Origin of the sequence: Gardnerella sp. KA01000, assembly GCF_049244035.1 — a bacterium.
GTDB lineage: Bacteria > Actinomycetota > Actinomycetes > Actinomycetales > Bifidobacteriaceae > Bifidobacterium > Bifidobacterium leopoldii.
Window position 1 is genome coordinate 1,390,512 of sequence record NZ_CP058367.1, and the last position, 22,528, is coordinate 1,413,039.

Genomic DNA, 22,528 nt, shown 5'->3' on the forward strand with positions numbered 1-22,528 from the left:
ACGCACACAACCCAATAACTTAATCCATTACGCCATATCTAGAACGCATTCTAGCAACAAATTCGTCACTGGTTATAAGACCTTTAGCATATTGATTTGCGTCATAAAGAAACTCTTTTGAAGGCGAATTGCCTTCAAGTCTGCCTGAAGCTATTGCAAGACCCAAATTTTCTTGACGCCTACGTTGCGTTTCTTTATCAATCATTTCTTCTCCCTGCCAACACACGCACCCAAATCAAAAACAACTATTAACTATTTTACTATGTGCAATACATTTTGATTACAGCATATTCAATTACAACACATTTTACTTACAGCACATTTTGCGATTTGACGAATCCAGCATCGGCAACATAACGCCACTAGTTTCGGTGCAACATGATTTACGCACTTTAAAACTAAGCAAATCCCACTTCGCAAATTTGAAAATTTTTTAATTTTGCGAAGTCAGATGATATTTGCACAAGCCGCAAAACACAAAAAACAGAACGCAATCGGAAAATGCATAAAGAAAAGAGCCTTCGCGCGAACGCAAGCAAGAAAACAAATAAGCGAACGCGAACGCAAATAGGCACTCACTTTCAAAAGTGAAAAAATATTACAGTTTTGAAAGTGAAAATACGCATCTATTTTCAAAAGTGAAAAATACTGCATACTGCGATTCTGAAAACAAAATTAACGATGATCCCAAATTGGAGCGCGATACTGCTACTATCGCCAACACAATCCCAAAACCCAAACCAAAGCCTAAACTCAAACCAAAGCTCAAACCGAAACCAAGGCTCAAACCAAAAAAGCCAAAGATCCTAACAAACCTTGCGCCCCTGCGCGGCAGAAACTTTACAACGCAGTAAAGTTTCGGTCGGATTAAGGCTGTAAAACGTCAGAAACTTTACAGTCATGTAAAGAAAAAGTCGTTTGCGCGCCAAAAAACGGCAGAAACTTTACAGTCATGTAAAGAAACAGTCGCGAAATAGCAGAAAAACGGCAGAAACTTTACAAGCGCGCCAAAAACAAAAGACAGGAGCTTGGATATCCAAACTCCTGCCCTGAAAGAGATTACTTAACTTGCGCAAGTTTACAAACTTTACATAAGCAACAAAAGCAACCTTAAATCACCTTAGCGTTAGGCAGCACGTTGCCGTCTTTATCAACGTTACAACTATGCTCAACAGCAATAGTAATATGATCAGAATCAACAGAGAAGAAGCCGTCTGTCACTTTAAAAACGTGACGCACACCCTTCAAATCGTCAACCTTAACAAAACCGTGATCAATCAACGCAAGCACAGCCTCATGTCCAGGAAGCACGCCCATAGCGCCATTCACAGAAGGAATAACCACGAACTTGGCGTCACCTTCCCAAACAGGATGCCTGGCTGCCACCACACTAACGTGCAGCGATTTTACTTGCTTCTCCGACATAATCACGCACCAAACTCTTGCTGCATATCGTGCCAACGACGCTCAAGATCATCAATGCCGCCAATACCAGAGAATGCCTGCTCAGGAATCTCATCGTAAACACCATCGCAAATGCGAGTGAATGCCTCAATGGTTTCGTCTGCTGGCACATAAGAACCTGGACGACCAGTGAACTTTTCAGCCACATAGAAGTTCTGACCAAGGAACTGCTCAATCTTACGAGCGCGGCTCACAGTAGTCTTATCTTCCTCACCAAGCTCATCGATACCAATCAAAGCGATGATGTCCTGAAGCTCCTTGTTACGCTGCAAAATAGCCTTAACGCGGTTTGCACAATCATAATGAGCCTGACCAACGTAACGCGGATCCAAAATTCTAGAAGTAGAAGTCAAAGGATCCACAGCTGGGTAAATACCCTTAGCTGCAATATCACGTGAAAGCTCAGTAGTTGCATCCAAGTGCGTAAAGGTTGTTGCAGGTGCAGGATCGGTGTAATCATCTGCAGGCACGTAAATAGCCTGAAGTGACGTAATGGAATGACCGCGCGTAGAAGTAATACGCTCCTGCAATGCACCCATTTCATCTGCCAAGTTTGGCTGGTAACCAACTGCGGAAGGCATACGACCCAGCAAAGTGGACACCTCAGAACCAGCCTGAGTAAAGCGGAATATGTTATCGATGAACAGCAACACATCCTGATTCTGCACATCGCGGAAGTACTCAGCCATAGTCAAAGCGGTAAGAGGCACACGAAGACGAGTCCCAGGAGGCTCATCCATCTGACCAAAGACAAGCGCTGTTTTCTCCAAAACGCCAGCATCAGCCATTTCGCCAATCAAATCGTTACCTTCACGGGTACGTTCGCCAACGCCAGCAAACACAGACACACCACCGTGATTCTGTGCAACGCGCTGAATCATTTCCTGAATCAACACAGTTTTACCAACGCCTGCACCACCGAACAAACCAATTTTACCGCCCTGAACGTAAGGGGTAAGCAAATCGATAACCTTAATACCAGTTTCGAACATCTGAGTCTTAGACTCAAGCTGATCAAAAGCAGGTGGGTTACGGTGAATTGGCCAACGCTCAGTTACTTCAATGTGCTCGCCAGGCTTAGCATTCAAAATGTTGCCTGTAACATCGAACACGTGACCCTTAGTAACGTCACCAACAGGTACAGAGATTGGACCGCCAGTATCTCGCACTAAAGCACCACGAACCAAACCGTCAGTAGGCTTCAACGCAACTGCACGCACAGTCGAATCACCAAGGTGCTGCTCAACTTCCAGCGTGATCTCGTGAACGGTATCACCTTCCGTGTTACCAACGGTAGCAATATCGACTTTGAGAGCATTGTAAATATCCGGCAGATAGCCGACCGGGAATTCAACGTCAATCACGGAACCCTGAACGCGGGTTACGCGACCAGCTGTTGGATCGACCTCCTGCTCAGCTTCTGGAGGCGCTGTGGTCTGATTTTCAGCCATATGCTCCTAATCCTCCTCATTATTCAGCGCATCAGCGCTGCCGATAATCTCGGTAAGTTCTTGAGTAATGGATGCCTGACGAGAAGCATTAAGCTTTCTTGTCAAATCATCCACCAAATTGCGGGCGTTATCTGTAGCCGTATGCATAGCGTTCTGTCTGCTTGCCGTTTCGGAAGCAGCAGAAGTAAGTAAGCACTCGTGAATACGAGACTGAATATACTTCGGCAAAACAGCATCCAATACTTCATCCGGGCTTGGTTCGAAGCAATACTCCACAGCTTCTGGATTACTGCGGCTAACTGCTTCTTCACGAGCCGAAACTGCGCTCGTAGACGACAACGCTGCTGAAGGACCAGATGCTGCTTCATAGTCAGGACGATGCATAGAAAACTCTTCACCGTCCTTCAAAGGAACCAGCTCAACTGGCAGCATGCGTAACGTACGAACTTTTTGCCTCACCATATTTATAAATTCAGTGAACACAATATACAGTTCCGAAACTCCGCCTTCCGCTTCCGGCGTCATATAAGCGTCCATTAAAGTATCGGAAATCTTTTCAGCAATAGTAACGTCAGGATGGTCAGTAGAACCTTCCCAAGTACCTGCCACATCGCGATTGCGATACTTGTAGTAAGTTGCACCACGTCGACCGTACACGTACAGTTCTGCATGCTTACCTTCTGCATCGAGTTTTGCAAGAAGTGCTTCAGTCTCACGAATAATCGAAGACGTAAACGCACCTGCCATACCACGATCAGAAGTAAGAGCCAAAACTGCTACGCGATTGCCGGCATGCTCTTTACCAAAAATAGGATGCTTAATATTTGCTTCGTGATGAGCTACCAACGCCTGCACGGCATCGAAAATTGCGTCACTATAAGGCTTAGCATTAAGCGCAATATCTCGCGCTTTAGCGATATGAGAAGACGCAATCATTTCCTGAGCCTTAAAGATTTTACCCAAAGACTGTGTGGAAATAATTCTCGATTTCAATGCAAGTTGGGAGGACATACGCTACTTCCCCTCAGGCTCGCGACTGTCTGCTTTTGGCTTAGCTACAAGCTGTTCCTTCTCAACAGGAGCAGGGTTTTCAGCCGGCGGCAAAGAATCCTTTACAATCAAAGGTTTGCCAGCAGATGTCTTAAACGTCCTACGGAAATCATCAATGGCTGCATCAAGCTTAGCTTCAGTTTCCTTAGTGAAGTCTTCAGTATCGCGAATTACTTGCAAAATGTCGGTTCCTTTATCCAAGTAATCCAACAATTCGCTTTCGAAACGCAACACATCCTTCACAGGAATATCGTCAAGCTTGCCATGAGTACCAGCCCACACAGAAACAACTTCTTGCTCCATTGCTCGAGGAGAGAACTGCTTCTGCTTAAGTAGCTCAGTCAAACGAGCACCGCGAGTAAGCTGTGCCTTTGAGGCTGCATCCAAATCAGAAGCGAACATTGCGAAGGATTCCAAAGACTTGTAACGAGCCAAGGAAATCTTCAACATGCCGGAGACTTTCTTCAAAGCCTTAGCCTGAGCTGCGCCACCAACACGAGACACGGAAATACCAACGTCTACTGCTGGACGCTGACCTGCGTTGAACAAATCAGACTGCAAGAAGATCTGACCATCGGTGATAGAAATCACGTTGGTTGGAATGTATGCAGAAACATCGTTTGCCTTAGTTTCGATAATTGGAAGACCGGTCATAGAACCGCCACCCAAATCGTCAGAAAGCTTAGCACAACGTTCAAGCAGACGAGAGTGCAAGTAGAACACGTCGCCTGGGTAAGCTTCACGCCCAGGTGGACGACGCAAAAGCAGGGAAATTGAACGGTATGCTTCTGCTTGTTTCGACAAATCATCGAAAACAATCAAAACGTGTTTGCCGTTGTACATCCAGTGCTGACCGATTGCAGAACCAGTGTAAGGTGCAATGTATTTAAAACCTGCAGAATCAGAAGCTGGGCTTGCCACGATTGTGGTGTACTTCATAGCTCCTGCTTCTTCAAGGCTTTGACGCACTGAAGCAATAGTGGAACCCTTTTGACCGATTGCTACATAAATGCAGCGAACCTGTTTCTTTGGATCTCCAGTTTCCCAGTTAGCCCGCTGGTTAATAATCGTATCTATTGCGATTGCAGTCTTACCTGTTTGACGATCACCAATAATCAACTGGCGCTGACCACGACCTATTGGCGTCATTGCGTCAATAGCCTTCAAACCAGTAGACAATGGTTCATCGACTGGATGACGGTGAATAACGTCTGGAGCCTGGGCTTCAAGAATACGACGCTCATTGCACTCAATCGCACCCAAACCATCGATTGGATTACCCAACGGATCAACGGTACGACCAAGATAAGCGTCACCAACCGGCACAGACAACACCTCGCCTGTGCGGTATACTTCCTGCCCTTCCTCAATGCCTGTAAAATCGCCGAGAATAACAACGCCGATTTCGTGTGCATCAAGGTTGAACGCAAGACCCAAGGTATCGTTCTCGAATGTGAGCAGCTCGTTTGCCATGCAGCCGGACAATCCAGCTACGTGCGCAATGCCGTCACCAGCCGTAACAACATAGCCAACTTCTTGCGTTGGCATGTCTGCAGGCTTATACGAGTCAACGAACCCGTCGAGTGCCTTGCGTATCAGGGCGGGATCAATAGATAGTTCCGCCATAATTCTCCTTAATTTACTACTTCACTGCCTGTGTCCAAGCACCATTTCGCGCAGAACGCTGCAACTGCTTAAGCTGCATCAACATGGTGCGATCGGTTATTTGATCACCGATTTGTATACGCATGCCACCAAGCACGTTTGGATCCACAATTGGGTTAATGTATGCACGATGACCCAACTTATCGCTGTAGATTTCAATCAAACGCTTAATTTGCTTATCTGTAAGCGGCTGAGCAGTAGTGACTGTAACCAATGTTTCTCCAGCTTCACGCTCAAATCCTGACCAAGCGCCGCCGAAGCTACCTGTTTTACCGCTTTCGGCACCTCCGTGCCAAGTTCCTACTAGATAATGCATAATGCGCAATACAACAGGGTGCGCCTTACCTCCAATAAGCTCGTCAATAAGACGAGACTTATCTTCCGAAGACCTATTCGGATCAGTAATCGCATCAGAAAGCTCAGGATACTTATCAATCATGTCCATCATTGACGAAAGCTCGTCCGAAATGCGCTGCGCTTCATCGTGCGCATCTGAGATGGCCTGAGCAAGCGAAGAACGCGACAAACTATCGTTTACTCGCGCTGCCTTTTCTGGCATTCTTACCTCCTCGTTTCTGTAAAAACGAAGTAACGCAAATAATACAAAATGAAATAACCGTAATTTTATTTTGCGATTATTCAGTTTTGCACATTACTTTACTTGCTTTGATCCGAATTTTTAGTGTCTCCAACTTCATCGATCACATGATCAATAATCTTGGAACTGACGGTATCGTCATCCAATTTGGATGCAAGAATCTTGCCAGCTAAAGCTGCTGCAAGAACCGATACTTCTCCTTGGAGGCTGGACATGGCATGCTTATGCTGAGCCTCAATAGAATGCTGTGCTTCACTGATAATCTTCGCAGCATCCTTTTCAGCGCGTTGTCTAGCTTCGCCAATAATTTTTGAAGCTTCCGACCGAGCCTCTTCACGAGTATTTGCAGCATCAGTTTGAGCTTGAGAAAGTTCGTTTTCAATCTGGCTCTTTAACTCGTCTGCTTCACGCTGAACATTAGCAGCCTTAGCCATTCCACCTTCAATTTTTTCTGCACGCTCATCAAGAATTGCCTGGAATTTAGGCATAACGAACTTGTAGAAAAACACTGCAAGAACAACTAAAACAACCAGCGACCATATAACGTCGTAAGGCTCCGGCAAGAACAACGCCAGTTTATTAGTTTCGGCTGCATATGCCATGGCTTGTCCTTTCTATTCTTTCAACACTTGTATGCGTTGGAACGAGTTGTTTCGTTCGGTTCAGCTTCCCATAATGTAGGCAACGAATCCGAGCAAGCCCAGAACCTCAATGAATGCCAAGCCAATAAACATGAACAACTGAATACGGTTGCCGACTTCTGGCTGGCGTGCAGTGGATTCCATAGCCTTGGATACAACCATTGCCATTCCGATAGCAGGGGAAAGAGTAGCAACGGCAAAGCCGAGAATGCTAAGGTTGCCCGTCAATCCTGCGAGAGCGATGATACTATTCATTGGTTTCCTTTCTTTAGGAACAGTAACCAGTTATAAACCCTAAGATTATTAAACCTGTTCTATCTGTTTGCTTTAACTAGCTTTAATTAGTTTTACCTATTTATGCAATAGCAACAGCAGATTTTTCTTCTTTCTCGGGGTAACTTTCCGAAATATACACAGATGCAAGAACGGTAAAAATAAACGCCTGCAAGCCTGCGACTATTACTTCGAATACTGTAAACAGAATGCCACCAAGCAGCCATAATGCACCGCCTAAGGCAAGGAGTTTATTGCTGGAATCCACCACAAAGAAGTTGGTGAATACTAGACAAGTGGCCACCAGCAAATGGCCAGCAATCATATTCGCAAACAAACGGATTGTAAGCGAAAGTGGTCGCACAATCAACAATTCCAGAAGCTGCAATGGCGTAAGAATAAAGTAAATTGGCCATGGCACGCCTGCTGGGAACAAGGATTCGCGGAAGAACGTTAGGAATCCTTTTTCTCTAATTCCAGTTATTAAGTATTGGCATACAACCCAAAGAGCAAACACTAATGGCCCTGTAATAGTTGCTGTTGCAGCCATATTTAAGCCTGGAATAACTGAGCAAAGATTAAAGAAAAATATTGTTATAAAAAGAGTTGTTATCATTGGCACATAACGCTTGCCGCGCTCTTCGCCAATCATTTCGTACACAATGTTAAATCGCACAAAGTCCATTAGAATTTCTAGCACGCTTTGGAATCTTCCTGGAACCACTTTTGCGCGAGCTGCTCCAATGCCAAAAATAATCATAACGATTACGGCCATAATAATACGCACCATAACAATTCGGTTCATGGCAAATGGAGTGCCTTGGAACAAAATCTCTGGAGGCAAAAACTCACTAATATCAGGTAGCTCTGGTTTATTCGAAGCTACAGTAGAAGCTACAGTCGTGGTCTTCTGTAAAACATCAACCATCACATCCATAAGTGCCTCCTTATAGCAATCCGTTCACACGCCTCAATTCAGTGCCGCTCACTCACATACTCAATTCAATCATTCTCGCGGCATATATATCAACTAGATCATATGTTTCATATTTCGTAAGGCGCGGGGCACGAAACGAAAAATATATCTAATTGCTGATTGTACTCTTTGCTTGTACATAATTACGCAACTTCAAAATTTATTTGTTCATACCGTACTTAATGCCGTCAAATGGATAAAAATTATCGGAGCGCGGAGAAGCCGGCTCATGCCTTATAGAACGTTCAGTTCCAAGCCTTCCAGCAGCTCTTAAATGAGGAATATCAGAAAGATTGTAAGGCGTAGTTTCGTACACCCAATTAAGCCAGTTGCGCCAAAGCAAATTCGCGTGCGCACGCCAAGAAAATAGTGGCTCTAATTTTGGATCGTCATGAGGGAAATAGTTGTAAGGGAATGGCACGTTGCTCAAACCTTTTAACATGTCACGCTCATATTCCTGCGCAAGAGTCATTTTGCCATATTCCCAATGTCCTAGCACAAAAACTTCAGAAAAATCACGCGTAGCAACTAAGCCCGGACCAGATTCGGGACCATACGTAAGAATTTGTAAACGCTGATCTGCAGAAATGCTGTCAACATCAACACTCGCTATTCTAGAATGCGGTTGTAAAGCGATTTCATCAAAACCATTTGTAAGAAAACAGTACTCATCCTGCAAATATTGCGGGAACACGCCAAAAACTTTTTTGCTGAGAATATGCTTTTTTACGCCATATCGATAGTAAAGCGCACCCATTGCGCCCCAGCACAAATACATTGTTGAGAAGACGTGTGTTGATGCCCAGTCAAGAATTTGCGTAAATTCGTGCCAGTAATCGACATCCTCAAATTCCATATGCTCAACAGGAGCGCCCGTCACAACAAATCCGTCGTAGTAGTTGTTACGAAGTGCGTCAAGATTTTCATAGAATTTTACTAAATGATCAGCGCTAACGTGTGTCGATACATGCGTAGAAGTTTTCATAAAATCGACGTCGACTTGCAAAGGAGACTTAGAGATGAGTCTCAAAAGCTGAGTTTCTGTCTCGATTTTTTTGGGCATAAGATTCAAAATCAACAAACGAAGTGGTCGAACATCCTGCTGTTCTGCTTCTGGGCGTTCCAATGCAAAAATTCGCTCAGCATCTAATATGCTTCGCGCTGGCAATCCTTCAGGAATCTTAATAGGCATGTGTTTATTATACCCCACACTTGTTTATGTTTATTGTGTCTATGCCACTCATGTGCACGAATCGTAAAATTCTAACCAAATACAGCGAGACACGCCCGAAAGTTGACAAATTTAAATTTGCACCTATCGTAGATAGAGCTGCTAAAAGTAGCCGACGCGGGGTGGAGCAGCTCGGTAGCTCGCTGGGCTCATAACCCAGAGGTCCATGGTTCAAATCCATGCCCCGCTACTAAAGCCAAGAATCACACAAATTTCTCACGATTGTTGTGGTTCTTGGCTTTTTTGTTTAATACTACATAAGTCGCCCAAAAGCGTCATCGCGCAATAATCAATAAAGAAGAATTGCAAGACGGCGACGAGCGCGCGCAAGACGCTCATCATCTGCAGGAAGTATGGCAAAATACTCAAGCATACGAGAACGAATAGCATCCGCATCACTCTTATGACCAGATGCAAGGAAGTCAAGCAGTCGCCCAAAAGCGTCATCAATATGACCGTCAATCATATCTACATCTGCTACTGCAAGCTGCGAATCTAAATCATCCTTATTATCGCCAGCAGCCTTTCTAACCGCAGCAACATCAGTATTAGTATTACGCGAAAGCAACAAAGCTTTTGCATGTTCACGCGATGCAAGCACATCATGAGGATCTGCTTCCATTACTTTTGCATACTCGCGTGCAGCACCTTCATAATCACCCTTCATAGCAAGCGAATGAGCTTGCTCATGAGCAGGCGGAACATTCTCAACAGAGTTATTCCCGGAACTATCTTGATCTGAGTCTTTAGACATTTCAGACTTTTTCTCAACCGAGGATTCCACAAAAGGAGCAGTTCCAGCAACACCAGAGCGTTCAGCAACCTGAACCAATTGCGGCAAAATAGTGCCACAAATCTGCTGTAATTCCTCGTCGCTAGGTAAACCTTGCGCAATAGGCATAGGACGTCCGCCAATTAAACCGTAAATTGCAGGAAGCTGCTGCGCTTGCAATGCTTGAGCAATACTTGGGCTTTCATCAGAGTCGATACGAGCTAACTGCATACGACCGTCAAGCGCGTTAACAGCATCCGCTAATTTCTGTGCCACATCATAATAGGCCTCGTCATTAGCTTGCCAAAGCAAAATAACAATTGGGAAACTTACAGACGTTTGCACCATCGCCTGAAAAGACTGCTCATTAACATCGATTACATAGCCGCCAGCTTTTGGAGCAGAAGAACCAGTAGAGCCCGATGCAGCTTTAGCAGCTTGCTTAGCTTGAGCTTCTACGCGACGCTTTACGCCTTCTAAATCTACAGCCCCAGCAAGCGAAAATCCGCCAGGATTCATGCCTTGCGCTTTACTACTCACCATTTTTCCTCTTTTCCAAGCACACTAAATTGTACTTACAAAATTTATAAAGCTTCTACCTTAATAGGCTGACGCTCAGCACCAACAGGAATAATCTTCATATGAGAACTAGCTGGAGGAACTACTAGAGCAATAACATTTACGTAAGTTACTCGCATAGTACCTTTTGCTTTACCATCGCCAAATAATGCTTTTTCTTCATCAGAAGCAGGACGAGATTCACGCCCTTCACCAGCTTTACGAGTCCACACAGAATCTATGCGCGCAACAACCAAATCGCTTCCATCGCTTGAACGCATAATGCTTATTTGTTTGAGATTTGGTGTAAAGATTTGTTCTTGAGAGCCTTTATTTCGCTCCATTCCAGCTTGCACTGCTTTAGAAAGTTCAACTAACTTTTTACGCAAATAATCGTCAGCAAAATGCTTCGCGTACTTGCTGTTTTCACCATTTTGTAAAACGTCTGCATACGCAGCTACCGCTTCATCTGGAGTCATCACCAAACCAGTATCATTAGATTTACCCATTGAAGAACCAATACTTGGCACAGCAAATTTAGGAAGATGCACTCCAGGGAATAAGCGCGCAACAGCCCAAAGTTTATAATTCGAACGCGCTCTCTGTTGACGTAAAACCAGCAAACGTTTTGACTGTTGATCTTTAGTAGTAGTTGTAATAGTCATTAAATCTCTTGGCCAACCAGAATTAGTTGGCACAATAGTTTGCGCGGCTTCACGCGGAATAGTGGTCTTAGGATCTAAGTTTCCAGTTTTGTTTGCAATCGTAAGCTCGCTCGTGCGAATATCGAGAGCAGGTCCAGAAACTGCTTGAGATAATGAATCCACATCTTTTTCGTCGTTTGCCTTTTCTAGAGTGCGAAGCAACCCCAAGCGGATATCTTTTTCTTGCAGCATAGTCACATTAGGCAACTCTTGATTACTACGCGCTTCAGCAGGTTTCGGCACCTGCCCATCGCAAGCAGATAATCCGGTTACCATAACCGTTGATACAACACATGCTATTAATGTGACTATGTTGTTGCGCAATACGCCTCTATTTTTACTGTTTACGCGGTGAATATCGACATTAGTATTACGCATTTTACTCATTTCCTCGCTCACTTGAAGAATTACCGCGGTAGCCTTTCCCATTTTTTCTGTAACGACCGTTACCACCGTCTCCTCTAAACCCATTTCGTTTCATGTGAGACTGCTTATCGTTGCTATTTTTAGACGAATTTTGACGTTTGTTTGATTCTGAGTTGCGATAGTTTTCGTGATCATTAAGCTTTTTCTTACTAGATTCATGTGAAATCTTGCTATTACTATCTGAAGGCTTGACCGTTTCTAAACGTTTCTTTGCAAACTTTTCAGAATTATTAGCATTGTTTCTATCGTTCTGACGGTTACGCCTCTTGTTATTCTGCTGTGCATACTTATTTTGCTGCTGATGCTTATCCTTATGATCGTTCAGACTATTGCCATCCGACGCGCTTTCGTAAGATTTTTTCTTATTTCGCGGAGTCTTAATATTCTGAGAATTCCGCTTATATTGCTTATTTTCTGAATTTGCTGATTCTGCTGAATTTCCAGAATATTTCGCATTTCCTATATCTTCCGCATTTGCTAAATCTTCCCCGTTTGCCGCAGCATCCTGATTGTGCAAATCATTAAATTCATCATCAACATTGCCTAAGTCATCTAAATAAGAATTATCGTCATGTTGCTGCATAAAGCGCGCGGCAAACGCAAGCATTTCATCTTGTGCAATAACAGTAGTTTCAGCCAAAGAATCAGTAGATGCAACCGCTGTAGAAGCAGACGCAATTCGAGTTTGCATACCATTTGAGTCGCCGCTTTGCATTGAATCTTTGCGACGACGTGCATGACCCCCATGCCTTGCGTGACTTCCAGAATCCTTCTTGTGTCGTTTGTGACCAAAAATACCAGACATGGTTCCAGAAATCGCCTCAGCAAAGGTGACTTCGTCACGCTGTGCAGACTTTACTGCCAACGCTCCTGAACGGCTAGCTATTAATTGCTTATTACGACGACGATGCGGAGCCATTGCAAAAATAGTTGCAGAAAGTATAGCTAATACTGCAAAAAGTGCTCCTACAAAATATAAAGGCGTTGCAAAATCTGGAATTTGATTACGACGCCACCGCAATTCTATGGAAGCTTCCGGTACATTATCCCCCAAATCAATTAGCAAAACACGTCTAGCAGCCTGCGAACGCAGTGCAGAAGAAGCAGTATCAGAGCTATTTGACTTACTAGAGCGAGTGCCTGATTTAGACATTGTGCCGTTTGCAACAGCATGATCGTATGACGCAGAACCAGAAGATTGAACATAATCTGCAGTATTTATTGCCAATTTCGCTAAACCAAGCTGGCATGTAACTATAGGCCATAAATTAGATTCTTGGAATTTTACGTCAGGATCCTTAATGTCCACAGAGTCACCCGCTTGCACAGAGGTTCTACCAGACACTTCAGAAACTGAAAGATTATTCCAATCACGCAAACCAGTAATTCTTTGTACTGGAGAACCTGCCACCCAGCCTCTTACGTCTTTCGTTAAACCTACAGCAACACAAATAGGCTTACGCGTATGCAAAGCAGCGACACTAATACGAACCCTGTTATCTACAAGATTCAAAACACCAGGATCAGTGACAATATAACGAGTTCCAGATACTTTAGCGTACGCAATAACCACATTACTAGGCTTCCAAAATGTTGAGTTGGCAACACCAAGAACAACACTTAATACTGCAAGCAAAGCAAAAAATGGAGCTACAACGCCGCGCATGATTTTACTGCGCAAAGTGAGCCGTCGCATTGGTCGTCGCATTGGTCGTCCTTCTGTATCAGAAGCATCTTCTATATTTGTCATAACGATACCATTCTACAGTCTTTTAATATTACTTGCATGTTTTGATGTAAAAATCAGCGTCAAGCGGTAATGTGAGGCTATGAAAAAAATCAAAACATTAGGACAAAAATCTCTTTTACTTCGCGCTTTCGCAACTATTAGCGCAGTAGCAATGTGCGTAGTGCTTGCTTCATGCGGAGAAAATTCTGACAATAACAATTTAACTGATGAAAACGCTCAAAAAGCTGGAATGCAGTTGCTGGAAGGCGTAAGCGCATCGGGAGAGCTGGGCAAAAAGCCTAAAATAACGCTGAAAACGCCTGTAAAAGTAAAGCAAAATACTTATGCCGTTTTGCAACGAGGCAACGGAGAAACAATTAAAGAAGGCGATCGCGTATGCTCTCAGGGCATTGTGTTCGACTCCAAAACCGGCAAAGAGCTTATGAATACTTGGAAAGAAGGCAAAGTTGATTGCTCAATTTCCATTAATAAAAACTCTACAAGCCGACCATATTACGCTTTAATTAAGGGCAAAAAAATTAATACGACTATTGCTTTGGGCGTAAGCGGAGGAGCCAAAAATCCTTCATATATTATGGTTCTTACAATGGTTTCGCGATCAAAATCTCTAACTAGAGCAACAGGCAAAGCTGTTACGAATATTCCCGCAAATTTGCCGAAGGTAACTCTTGATAAATCTGGAGCACCAACCTTAGATAAAAATAACTACGTTCCAGACGGAAAGCTTGTTTCTCAGACTTTGATTGAAGGAACCGGCAAAAAAGTAACTGCAAAAGACACAGTTTCCGCTCATTACACTGGTTGGACTGCCGATAAAGACGGCAAACTTCATCAGTTTGATTCTTCTTGGCTTCGTGGCATACCTGCAGACTTCCAACTTGCTGGAGGAGTAATCCCTGGTTGGACTAAAGGCTTAACTGGAAAGAAAGTTGGTTCCCAAGTTCTTTTGGTAATTCCACCAGAAGATGGCTATGGTAAAGAAGAAAAGAAGGATGCGCGCGGAAACGTAACTATTCCTGCAAATGCCACACTGTACTTTGTAGTCGATATTCTTTATGCTTCGTGAGATTTGTAATTTTGCAAACTGTTACAAAATTAACTAGCGATTCATAAATAATAAACCCCTCCTTCCCGAGGGGTTTTTACATATTTAGAACACATATTTAGAACAGACGAAGATCGTTGGACTCGACTCCACGCATTTCATCGTAATCCAATATTAAGCAAGTAAATCCACGATCCTCAGCCAAAACACGGGCTTGTGGACTAATAGTTTGCGCAGCAAAAATACCTCTAACCGGCTTAAGTAACGGATCTCTATTCAGCAACTCACAATAACGCGTAAGTTGCTCAACGCCGTCGATACCGCCATGCCGCTTAATCTCAATAGCGACATGTACACCATCCGCGTCCTGAGCCATAATATCCACTGGGCCGATAGCCGTAGGATATTCACGGCGCACCAACGTGGCACCATCGCCGATTCGTTCAATCTGCTCAGCCAAGTAACGTTGCAAATGATCCTCAACACCATCTTTAACTAAGCCAGGATCCTCACCCAAATCGTAAGTATTATCACTATAAACATGCTCAAGCGAAATCATAAGCAAATCATCGCTTTTAGCAGCAGCAACACGCAAAATACAGCCATCTACAACAATGCCAGCATCGGATTCGCCGCTATCTTCTTTACGTAAAACACGCATAGTACAAGGAGCTACCATCCAATTAAGAGGTTTATACGCACCAAGCTCAGAAAAAATAAGTACGCTGCCATCTGCTTTAATAAGCAACACTCGCTTAGCTAAAGGAAGCGTGGCATTTAACCTACCTGTATACTCTGCACTGCAATCTGCAACAATAATTCGCACACAGCAAGCATAACAGAAATCAAGTAAAGAAGTACCCTACTTCCCCAAAGCTTCAGCTAAATCGCGATTCTGCCAATGCTGATGTAAGGCGCAGTATCCGCCGAACAATACGAGCCACACTAGTCCACCAATTGCAGAAGCTCGTGTATCGTCACTAATAAACAAAGTCACATACACAAAAGCAAAGAACGCTATAGTAATAGAATTCAAAAGCTTATAATGCGGCATAACGAAACCGTCTGGCATAAAATCAGCAGATTCACGGTACTTACGATGCGTAACCATAATCAAAATATAAATCATGATTATCACTGCAGAAGAAGCCGAAGCAAACAAAATAAACGCACCATGAATGCCAGGGATCGAATTAATAATTGGCGAAAGAAGAATCAAAGCAGACGAGAACAAAATCGCGCGAGCAGGAACCTTCGTGCGTGAAACCTTACGCAACTTACCCAAAAGAGGCGAAGGTGACTCAAGCGCAATCTGATACATGTGGCGACCAGCAGAATACAGCAAAGAATTAAGCGCAGAAGAAGCAGCTGTAATAACCACAAAGAACACAAGCGCAGAAGCCCAATGCAATCCTGCGTATTGGAACACCATAATGAATGGTGACATAAATACGCCTTCCGCATTCGTAGCTTTAAACTGTTGCCACGGCACGATAAGCATAATCGCTATAAGAGCGCCAACATAGAAAACTAGTACGCGCACAATAATCTCGTTAATAGCCTTTGGTAAAACCTGACGAGGATTCTTAGTTTCCGAAACAGTCACACCAACAAACTCAATAAGCTGGTACGCATAAAACACCATTTGGAAGCTCATTAAGAAAGAAAGCCATCCGTTTGGCATAAGCGAAAAATTGTTGAAAATATTATCTAATCCAGCGTGACCAGCAGGACTTATTACGCCACCATGCAAAGGAGCTGCAGAGTAATGGTAACCAACTAAAGCCATAACTACGGCTGTAACAATAAGAGCAACAATTAGCGTGATTTTAATCATTGAGAACCAAAACTCAGTTTCCCCAAATAGCTTTACAGCTACCAAATTTATGCACACTAAAGCCGCTAAAAATACTACTTCTATAAGCCATTTCCAATGACTTACGTCAATATCGAAAGTTTGGAAGAATGTGACGCAATACGTACTAACTGCCGTAATTTCGCTCATACCAATAAGTACAAGCACAAACCAATACGACCATCCAGCAAAATTACCCCAACCTCTGCCAAGATAACGCGTAATAAAACTAATAAAAGTATGCTGGTTTGGATCCTTGTACATTAGCTCACCAATACCACGCATCAGCAGGAACATAATCAAGCCCACAATAATGTAAACGAATACAATACTCGGACCTGTTAAGCTAATTGATTTTCCAGAACCAAGGAACAAACCTGTTCCAATTGTGCCGCCAATAGCAATAAATTGCACATGACGCTTGGTAAGACTACGCTCCATTTGGTTTGTATTGCTACTTGCATTTTCTTGCGCAGATACGCTAGAAGATTGATTATGAGAAGATGTGCTATTGTGCGTCTCTGTAGATTCTGTTTGTTTAGAACCTACATTAATGTCACTATTCACAGTCTCACTCATTATTACAACTCCGTTCCTTAATAGCCACGAATTTCTAATTTTATAGGAACCCTTAACTATTCATTACGCATTCCACAATTCGCGCAACTATTCCACACTTTTAAGTGAGCTTACTGGATCTATGCGATCCAAAGCTGGGTTGGTAGCCCATTGCACAATTAACGCAAAAATTAGTGTTGCAACGCCAGCAATGCAATAGCTTAAAGGAGCTACTTCAACTTCAAAATACAAAGACGGCATACGAAGCGCGCTAGTCAACAATCCTGCAATAAGCCTTCCTAATGGCAATCCAACTGCAATACCGATAACAGTTAAGGTAAGCATTTCTTTATGCACATAGGAATGAACTTCTCTACGATAAAAACCAAGAACTTTCAGCGTAGCCATTTCGCGAGTACGTTCCGAAATATTAGTACTTGCAAGAGTAAAAAGCACAGCTAAAGCTAAGCCAGCAGCCAAAGTTACGATTAAAGCAACAACAGCATTCATAAGATCAAAACTAAAAGCATGCTTCATACGCGTAATATTCATAACAGCAAGCACACCGTCACGTTCAGAAACCTTGTCAGCATATTTAATTTTATTATTATCGCTACCGCGCAAACGCAAAATTAACGCATTATGTTTCAGAAGCTTACTGTTTTCACCATTAAATAAGCGTTCGTAGCAACGTTCAGTCATGTAAATATTAGAACCGATAAGATTACGAACAATAGCTTTAACTTTAACCTTCGCACGTTTAAAACTAGTATTCGTCACATTAATTTCGCTACCACGAGTAATGTCCAGAGATGCAGCAGCGCTTTGAGAAAGCAACGGACCTTCATCCGTAAGTTTAATAGTTTGCAAATTATTGTTCACATCCTGCAAATTTACAAGATGAGACAAAGCTTTTGTGTCTTTTACAACAATCAACTGCACGCTTTCCGCATCCTCAACATGACGACTATTCGACTTATTTGATTGGCTTTTAGCTATTTCTCCAGAGCCCACATAAGCCGGAAGTATAGTTTCTACTTTATTGTTTGACTTGTCTTGCTCAACGCTTTTCTTCATATTTTGGAAAGATCCTGGAGCCGAGATAGAAATCATATCGTATCGATAAATTCCCTCGTATTGGCGAATACCCAAGGTCGCAACAGTATCGTTCAAAGCAAGACCGCAAACAATAAGCGCTGTGCAACCAGCAACTCCACCAATAGTCATGCACAATCTGCCTTTAAATCGCGCCAAATTGCGAACGGTAACCTTATTTAAGAAACTCATTCGCTTCCAAATCCAAGGCAACCTTTCAAGAAGAACGCGAGAACCAGCTTTTGGAGCTTTTGGTCTTAACAAAGCTGCAGGAACTTGCTTTGTTTCTCGCCAACTAACAACGATTGTGCATATTGCAACAGGAATCACAAATGCTAGCACACACAAAGAGCCATATAGCCAGTCATACTTCAACCTAACGTCTGGCACAGCGTATAAACCACGCAAGATTTTTAGTAAAAGTGAAGGGATTGCAAGAAAACCCATAATATCGCCAATTCCGCCGCCAACAAAGCACGCAAATATCGCGAAGAAAGCATGTCTTGTTACTGCAGTAGAACGACCGTATCCCAAACTTAAGTATGTACCAATAAGCCCTCGCTCTTCTTCAACCATACGAGCCATAGCAGTTAAACTCATCATCATTGCTACAACAAGAAATACCGCTGGGAAAGCGTATCCAAGTGACTGTATTGAAGCAACGTCAGAACGCAAACTTGCATAACTATCGTTAGCTATGCGAGTAGATATATGCCATTGAGCTTGAGGAACACGTTTTTGAATCTCTGACTTAATTTGTTTACAAATTTGCTTTTTTGCTTGCTCTTTAACAAAATTTGGAGCGCGCTGAAGCCTAGGATCATTTGCAATAATATTTTTTAATTCTAAATTAACTTGTTTGTCGATAATTTGATTACGTCGAGCTTTTTCGCGTTTAGATTGCACGAGTTCCTGAATCTGTTCAGATGCATCGTCAACAATGCCACGATAATCTTTAGAAAAAACATTGACACGTTGAGCATCATTCAAACGCACCGACATTGCTGTATACGGCAAGCTAGTCACGTTATCAGGAGCAGCAGAAGTAAATATTGGGTATCTAGACGTCACAGAGTTACGAAATGCTTTAGATTGATAGCCATCAGGATTGTTTAAATCGTTGCTATCTAGCACGCTACCAGTTATGCGCAAACGATAAGTTTTAGACTTTGAATTAGAAGAACCAAGACTTCCAACGCCCGCATTTTGCTGCACGTTGACTACTATCACATTGCCAATGCTCAATCCACTATCGTGTAAAAATCGCTGAGTTACAACAGCTTCACTATTATTTTTAGGCATGTTGCCCTTAAGCAAATGCAAGCGATTAAGATTTTTTGTGATTCTACATAATGCACGAAATTCATTGCGTATGAAGACTTTGCATCATCTGTTGCGTGCGCTGTTGCTTTCCAAGAACGCTCTGCTTCAACTTCACTCACACTTGGCAACGCGCGTAATGCTGCAACATCGTCTTTAGTTAAACCAAGAGTAGATACGATTTGCAAATCATAAGCATGCAATTTCGCATACATATCGTTAGTAGCGAGAAACATGTCGTTGCATCCTGCATAAATACCAGTCATAACAGCAACGCCAAGCATTGCAATAACCGCAAGAACGCAAAAGCGGCGCCATTCGCGAACCCACATTCTAATTGCGCTAATAAATACTATTGGCAGCAACGAATGCATGCGCTTAACTTCACCACCATTATTGGCATTTTTATTATCAGATTGCTTTGAAACTGCTGCTACTTTCCGCATAACAACCACCTAATCACCACTCAATATCGGCTATAGCCATAGGATGTTCTTGCACAGTTTCGTCTACAACTTTTCCAGAACGGAAACGAACAACTTTGTGAGCCATCGGAGCAATGGCAGCATTATGAGTAATAATCAGCACTGTCATGCCTTCAGTTCGGCAAATATCTTGCAATAATTGCAATACTGCCTTACCTGTTTCATAATCCAAAGCACCAGTAGGCTCGTCACATAGCAATAGTTTAGGTTTTTTAGCAAGAGCGCGCGCAATAGATACGCGTTGCTGCTCACCGCCAGAAAGTTGCGCTGGGAAATTATGAAGCCTTTCTTTCAAGCCAACATCAATAAGCGTTTGAGCAGGGTCAAAATGATCTGCACAAATTTGCGAAGCTAGCTCTACGTTTTCAAGAGCAGTTAAATTTGGAACTAAATTATAAAATTGAAAAACAAAACCAATGTCTTCTCTGCGGTAGCGAACCAAATTACGACCTTTTAGCTTAGTAACATCGCAATCGCCAACAACAACACGACCGCTTGTCGCAGTATCCATACCGCCCAAAATATTTAATGCTGTAGTTTTTCCAGCGCCAGATGCACCTAAGATTACTGTAAGCTCACCGCTTTGTGCAGTAAAACTGGCATCATCTAAAGCTCGCACAGCACCAGAACCTGATGGGTATTCTTTCACTACATGATCAAAAGTTATATATGCCACAATGCACCTTCACAATATGAGAAACTATAAAAATTCAACTTCTCTTTATTTGTATTATCTACCGTTATATTTCGTACTATTTTACTAAATGAGCGCAAAATTCGCTAACTTACTTCAGCGACGACACTCCACATCTTTCCATGCAATATGCATTACCAAGCCAAGTATGACGAGAATTTGGCCAAACAGCACCTAAACGCGGAGCACACTGACTCATCCATATACTTGGCACACGCCCATCTGCGCTTTGCGAACCAAGCAAATTAAATCCATTCTTGCTTTCAAGCCAATCTGGATGCTGTGTTGCAATAGCAAGCCCTTCCTCAAGAGTAAGAGGCAAACGTTCATCAGAATCAATAAGCTTACGAGCGACATCAGGCTCTCGATTCAAATACGATGAGCCAGTATGTGGATCGACGACTATATAGAACGGGCCTTTAGGAAACTCATACCCGTCTTTGGGAAGAAAACTTATGATATCTCGCGGAGGCATAGTGGTGAATCCAGCCATGCGATTAATACTCGTACGAGAAATCAACGATTCAGGCGAAACTAATTCACGCGTAGGAACCAATAAAATATTCGCACCTAAACTACTATTTTCAAGCGCACACAATATAGGATTTGCCAACTTACGAAAAGCATCGGCACTCATATCAGCCACATCTGGATACCCAAGTGCCACTATACGATCGAGTTGCTGCTGTATTTCTTCAGATGCTATTGACATAATTCCAGTTTACGCAAAATCTTACATAATCGCGAGCGCAATATAACCATAATTAGTTTAGGAAATTACGCTTTTTAGCAATAATTTCAGCCAATTGCACAGCATTTAGTGCAGCACCTTTTCGCAAATTATCGTTAGTGATGAAAAGTGCCAATCCCTTATTTCCATCGATCGCTTGGTCTTGCCTAATTCTACCAACATAACTTGCAGACTTTCCTGCCGCTAGCTGAGGAGTAGGAATATCGTTAAGCTCAACTCCTTCAGCCTTGCTTAATACTTCGCGAGCCATGTCTGGAGTTACATCATGCTCAAACTCAGCGTTTACACTCATGCCGTGACCAGTGAAAACACCTACGCGCACACAAGTACATGAGGCTGCAAGATTTGGCAAATGCAAAATCTTACGGCTTTCATTGCGCAATTTTTGTTCTTCGTCAGTTTCTTCAGAACCGTCATCAACTATTGAACCAATAAAAGGCACTACATTAAAAGCAATAGTACGAGCAACTTTTGTAGGTTCAGGGAAATCTATTGCACTACCGTCGAAAACGAGTTTATCTGCTCCTTGGTTTAATGCAGCTTGAGCCTCATTCATGAGTTGCAAAGCACCTGCTCGACCGGCGCCAGAAACAGCTTGATAAGACGAAACTATTAAACGTTTTAATCCAAAAGCATCAGCAAGCGGCTTTAATACAGGCATGCAAGCCATAGTTGTGCAATTTGGATTTGCTACTATTCCTCTTGGAATAGTATCTAAATCTTCAGGGTTTACTTCCGCAACTACCAAAGGCACATCGTTATGCATACGCCATTGCGAAGAATTATCTACTACAATTGCGCCAGCTTCAGCGAATTTCGGAGCCCAAATTTTTGAAGTTCCGCCGCCTGCAGAAAAAATAGCTATGTCAATTCCGTGCAAATCTGCTTTTTCTACATCTTCTACGACTACGTCTTTGCCACGATATTGCAAAACTGTGCCAGCAGAATGAGCGGAAGCCATAAAACGTAAATCTTTTATTGAAAAATCGCGCTCGTCAAGCACTCGACGCATTACCATACCAACTTGGCCAGTTGCGCCGAGCACTGCCACGTTCACGCCTTTTTCGTTGATAATTGTCATCGAGACTCCCCTAAAAGTAAGTACGTATAATTTCTACAGTTTTTACAATTCTACAATTTAGTTAATTTAATAATTTAATAATTTA

19 protein-coding genes, 1 tRNA gene and 1 pseudogene are annotated in these 22,528 nt (G+C 42.9%); 2 read left to right on the forward strand and 19 right to left on the reverse strand.

The window, feature by feature from the left end:
* Positions 1–19: 19 nt before the first annotated feature.
* The 10 genes from HXT58_RS05420 to HXT58_RS05465 all read right to left on the reverse strand — a co-directional run bounded on the left by HXT58_RS05420 (position 20) and on the right by HXT58_RS05465 (position 9,310).
* Positions 20–205, reverse strand: coding sequence for an antitoxin VbhA family protein (locus HXT58_RS05420; RefSeq protein WP_004105736.1), 186 nt, complete (start codon positions 203–205; stop codon positions 20–22).
* Positions 206–1,110: 905 nt separating this feature from the next.
* On the reverse strand, positions 1,111–1,425 hold the full coding sequence (locus HXT58_RS05425) for a F0F1 ATP synthase subunit epsilon (protein ID WP_032835331.1): 315 nt from the start codon (positions 1,423–1,425) through the stop codon (positions 1,111–1,113).
* 2 nt (positions 1,426–1,427) lie between these two features.
* The gene (atpD, locus tag HXT58_RS05430; RefSeq protein ID WP_004105740.1) at positions 1,428–2,915 is read right to left on the reverse strand and encodes a F0F1 ATP synthase subunit beta; all 1,488 of its coding nucleotides are present in this window, start codon (positions 2,913–2,915) and stop codon (positions 1,428–1,430) included.
* A gap of 6 nt (positions 2,916–2,921) precedes the next feature.
* Positions 2,922–3,926, reverse strand: coding sequence for a F0F1 ATP synthase subunit gamma (locus HXT58_RS05435; RefSeq protein WP_004574170.1), 1,005 nt, complete (start codon positions 3,924–3,926; stop codon positions 2,922–2,924).
* A 3-nt stretch (positions 3,927–3,929) separates the two neighbouring features.
* On the reverse strand, positions 3,930–5,591 hold the full coding sequence (gene atpA / locus HXT58_RS05440; protein WP_032842365.1) for a F0F1 ATP synthase subunit alpha: 1,662 nt from the start codon (positions 5,589–5,591) through the stop codon (positions 3,930–3,932).
* 16 nt (positions 5,592–5,607) lie between these two features.
* Positions 5,608–6,189, reverse strand: a complete 582-nt coding sequence (locus tag HXT58_RS05445; RefSeq protein WP_004105743.1) for a F0F1 ATP synthase subunit delta — start codon at positions 6,187–6,189, stop codon at positions 5,608–5,610.
* A 98-nt stretch (positions 6,190–6,287) separates the two neighbouring features.
* Positions 6,288–6,830: a F0F1 ATP synthase subunit B gene (locus tag HXT58_RS05450; protein ID WP_004105751.1), complete on the reverse strand. Its 543-nt coding sequence runs from the start codon at positions 6,828–6,830 to the stop codon at positions 6,288–6,290.
* A 60-nt stretch (positions 6,831–6,890) separates the two neighbouring features.
* Complete coding sequence (gene atpE / locus HXT58_RS05455; protein WP_004105752.1) at positions 6,891–7,124, reverse strand: ATP synthase F0 subunit C; 234 nt, start codon at positions 7,122–7,124, stop codon at positions 6,891–6,893.
* Positions 7,125–7,224: 100 nt separating this feature from the next.
* Positions 7,225–8,079, reverse strand: coding sequence for a F0F1 ATP synthase subunit A (atpB, locus tag HXT58_RS05460; protein ID WP_004105753.1), 855 nt, complete (start codon positions 8,077–8,079; stop codon positions 7,225–7,227).
* A 199-nt stretch (positions 8,080–8,278) separates the two neighbouring features.
* Positions 8,279–9,310, reverse strand: a complete 1,032-nt coding sequence (locus tag HXT58_RS05465) for a homoserine O-succinyltransferase (RefSeq protein ID WP_415705769.1) — start codon at positions 9,308–9,310, stop codon at positions 8,279–8,281.
* 155 nt (positions 9,311–9,465) lie between these two features.
* Here HXT58_RS05465 and HXT58_RS05470 point away from each other — a divergent pair.
* A tRNA-Met gene (locus HXT58_RS05470) sits at positions 9,466–9,539 on the forward strand.
* A gap of 99 nt (positions 9,540–9,638) precedes the next feature.
* Here HXT58_RS05470 and HXT58_RS05475 read toward each other — a convergent pair.
* From HXT58_RS05475 to HXT58_RS05485, 3 genes are read right to left on the reverse strand one after another with little or no spacing between them, the layout of a single operon-like run.
* Positions 9,639–10,664: a tetratricopeptide repeat protein gene (locus HXT58_RS05475; protein ID WP_004574175.1), complete on the reverse strand. Its 1,026-nt coding sequence runs from the start codon at positions 10,662–10,664 to the stop codon at positions 9,639–9,641.
* A gap of 41 nt (positions 10,665–10,705) precedes the next feature.
* Complete coding sequence (locus HXT58_RS05480) at positions 10,706–11,770, reverse strand: hypothetical protein (protein WP_254596775.1); 1,065 nt, start codon at positions 11,768–11,770, stop codon at positions 10,706–10,708.
* Positions 11,763–13,559, reverse strand: coding sequence for a hypothetical protein (locus HXT58_RS05485; RefSeq protein WP_415705767.1), 1,797 nt, complete (start codon positions 13,557–13,559; stop codon positions 11,763–11,765). The genes HXT58_RS05480 and HXT58_RS05485 overlap by 8 nt, the downstream gene beginning before the upstream one ends.
* A 79-nt stretch (positions 13,560–13,638) precedes the next feature.
* On the opposite strand from HXT58_RS05485, the gene HXT58_RS05490 reads away from it, so the two are divergent.
* Positions 13,639–14,625 (forward strand): FKBP-type peptidyl-prolyl cis-trans isomerase, encoded by a 987-nt coding sequence (locus HXT58_RS05490; protein ID WP_064340281.1) that lies wholly within the window; start codon positions 13,639–13,641, stop codon positions 14,623–14,625.
* A gap of 97 nt (positions 14,626–14,722) precedes the next feature.
* Here the strand turns inward: HXT58_RS05490 and nucS are convergent, their stop codons facing one another.
* From nucS to HXT58_RS05520, 6 genes and pseudogenes are all read right to left on the reverse strand, one after another.
* Complete coding sequence (nucS, locus tag HXT58_RS05495; protein ID WP_004105764.1) at positions 14,723–15,430, reverse strand: endonuclease NucS; 708 nt, start codon at positions 15,428–15,430, stop codon at positions 14,723–14,725.
* A gap of 36 nt (positions 15,431–15,466) precedes the next feature.
* Complete coding sequence (locus HXT58_RS05500) at positions 15,467–16,900, reverse strand: amino acid permease (RefSeq protein ID WP_100066591.1); 1,434 nt, start codon at positions 16,898–16,900, stop codon at positions 15,467–15,469.
* A gap of 225 nt (positions 16,901–17,125) precedes the next feature.
* A pseudogene (locus HXT58_RS05505) lies at positions 17,126–19,806 on the reverse strand (FtsX-like permease family protein).
* 85 nt (positions 19,807–19,891) lie between these two features.
* Entirely contained in the window at positions 19,892–20,593 is a 702-nt protein-coding gene (locus tag HXT58_RS05510; RefSeq protein ID WP_004105770.1) for an ABC transporter ATP-binding protein, read from the reverse strand.
* A 109-nt stretch (positions 20,594–20,702) separates the two neighbouring features.
* Positions 20,703–21,323: a DUF5701 family protein gene (locus HXT58_RS05515; RefSeq protein ID WP_004105772.1), complete on the reverse strand. Its 621-nt coding sequence runs from the start codon at positions 21,321–21,323 to the stop codon at positions 20,703–20,705.
* A gap of 52 nt (positions 21,324–21,375) precedes the next feature.
* Positions 21,376–22,443, reverse strand: a complete 1,068-nt coding sequence (locus HXT58_RS05520) for an aspartate-semialdehyde dehydrogenase (RefSeq protein WP_101885840.1) — start codon at positions 22,441–22,443, stop codon at positions 21,376–21,378.
* Positions 22,444–22,528: the final 85 nt, after the last annotated feature.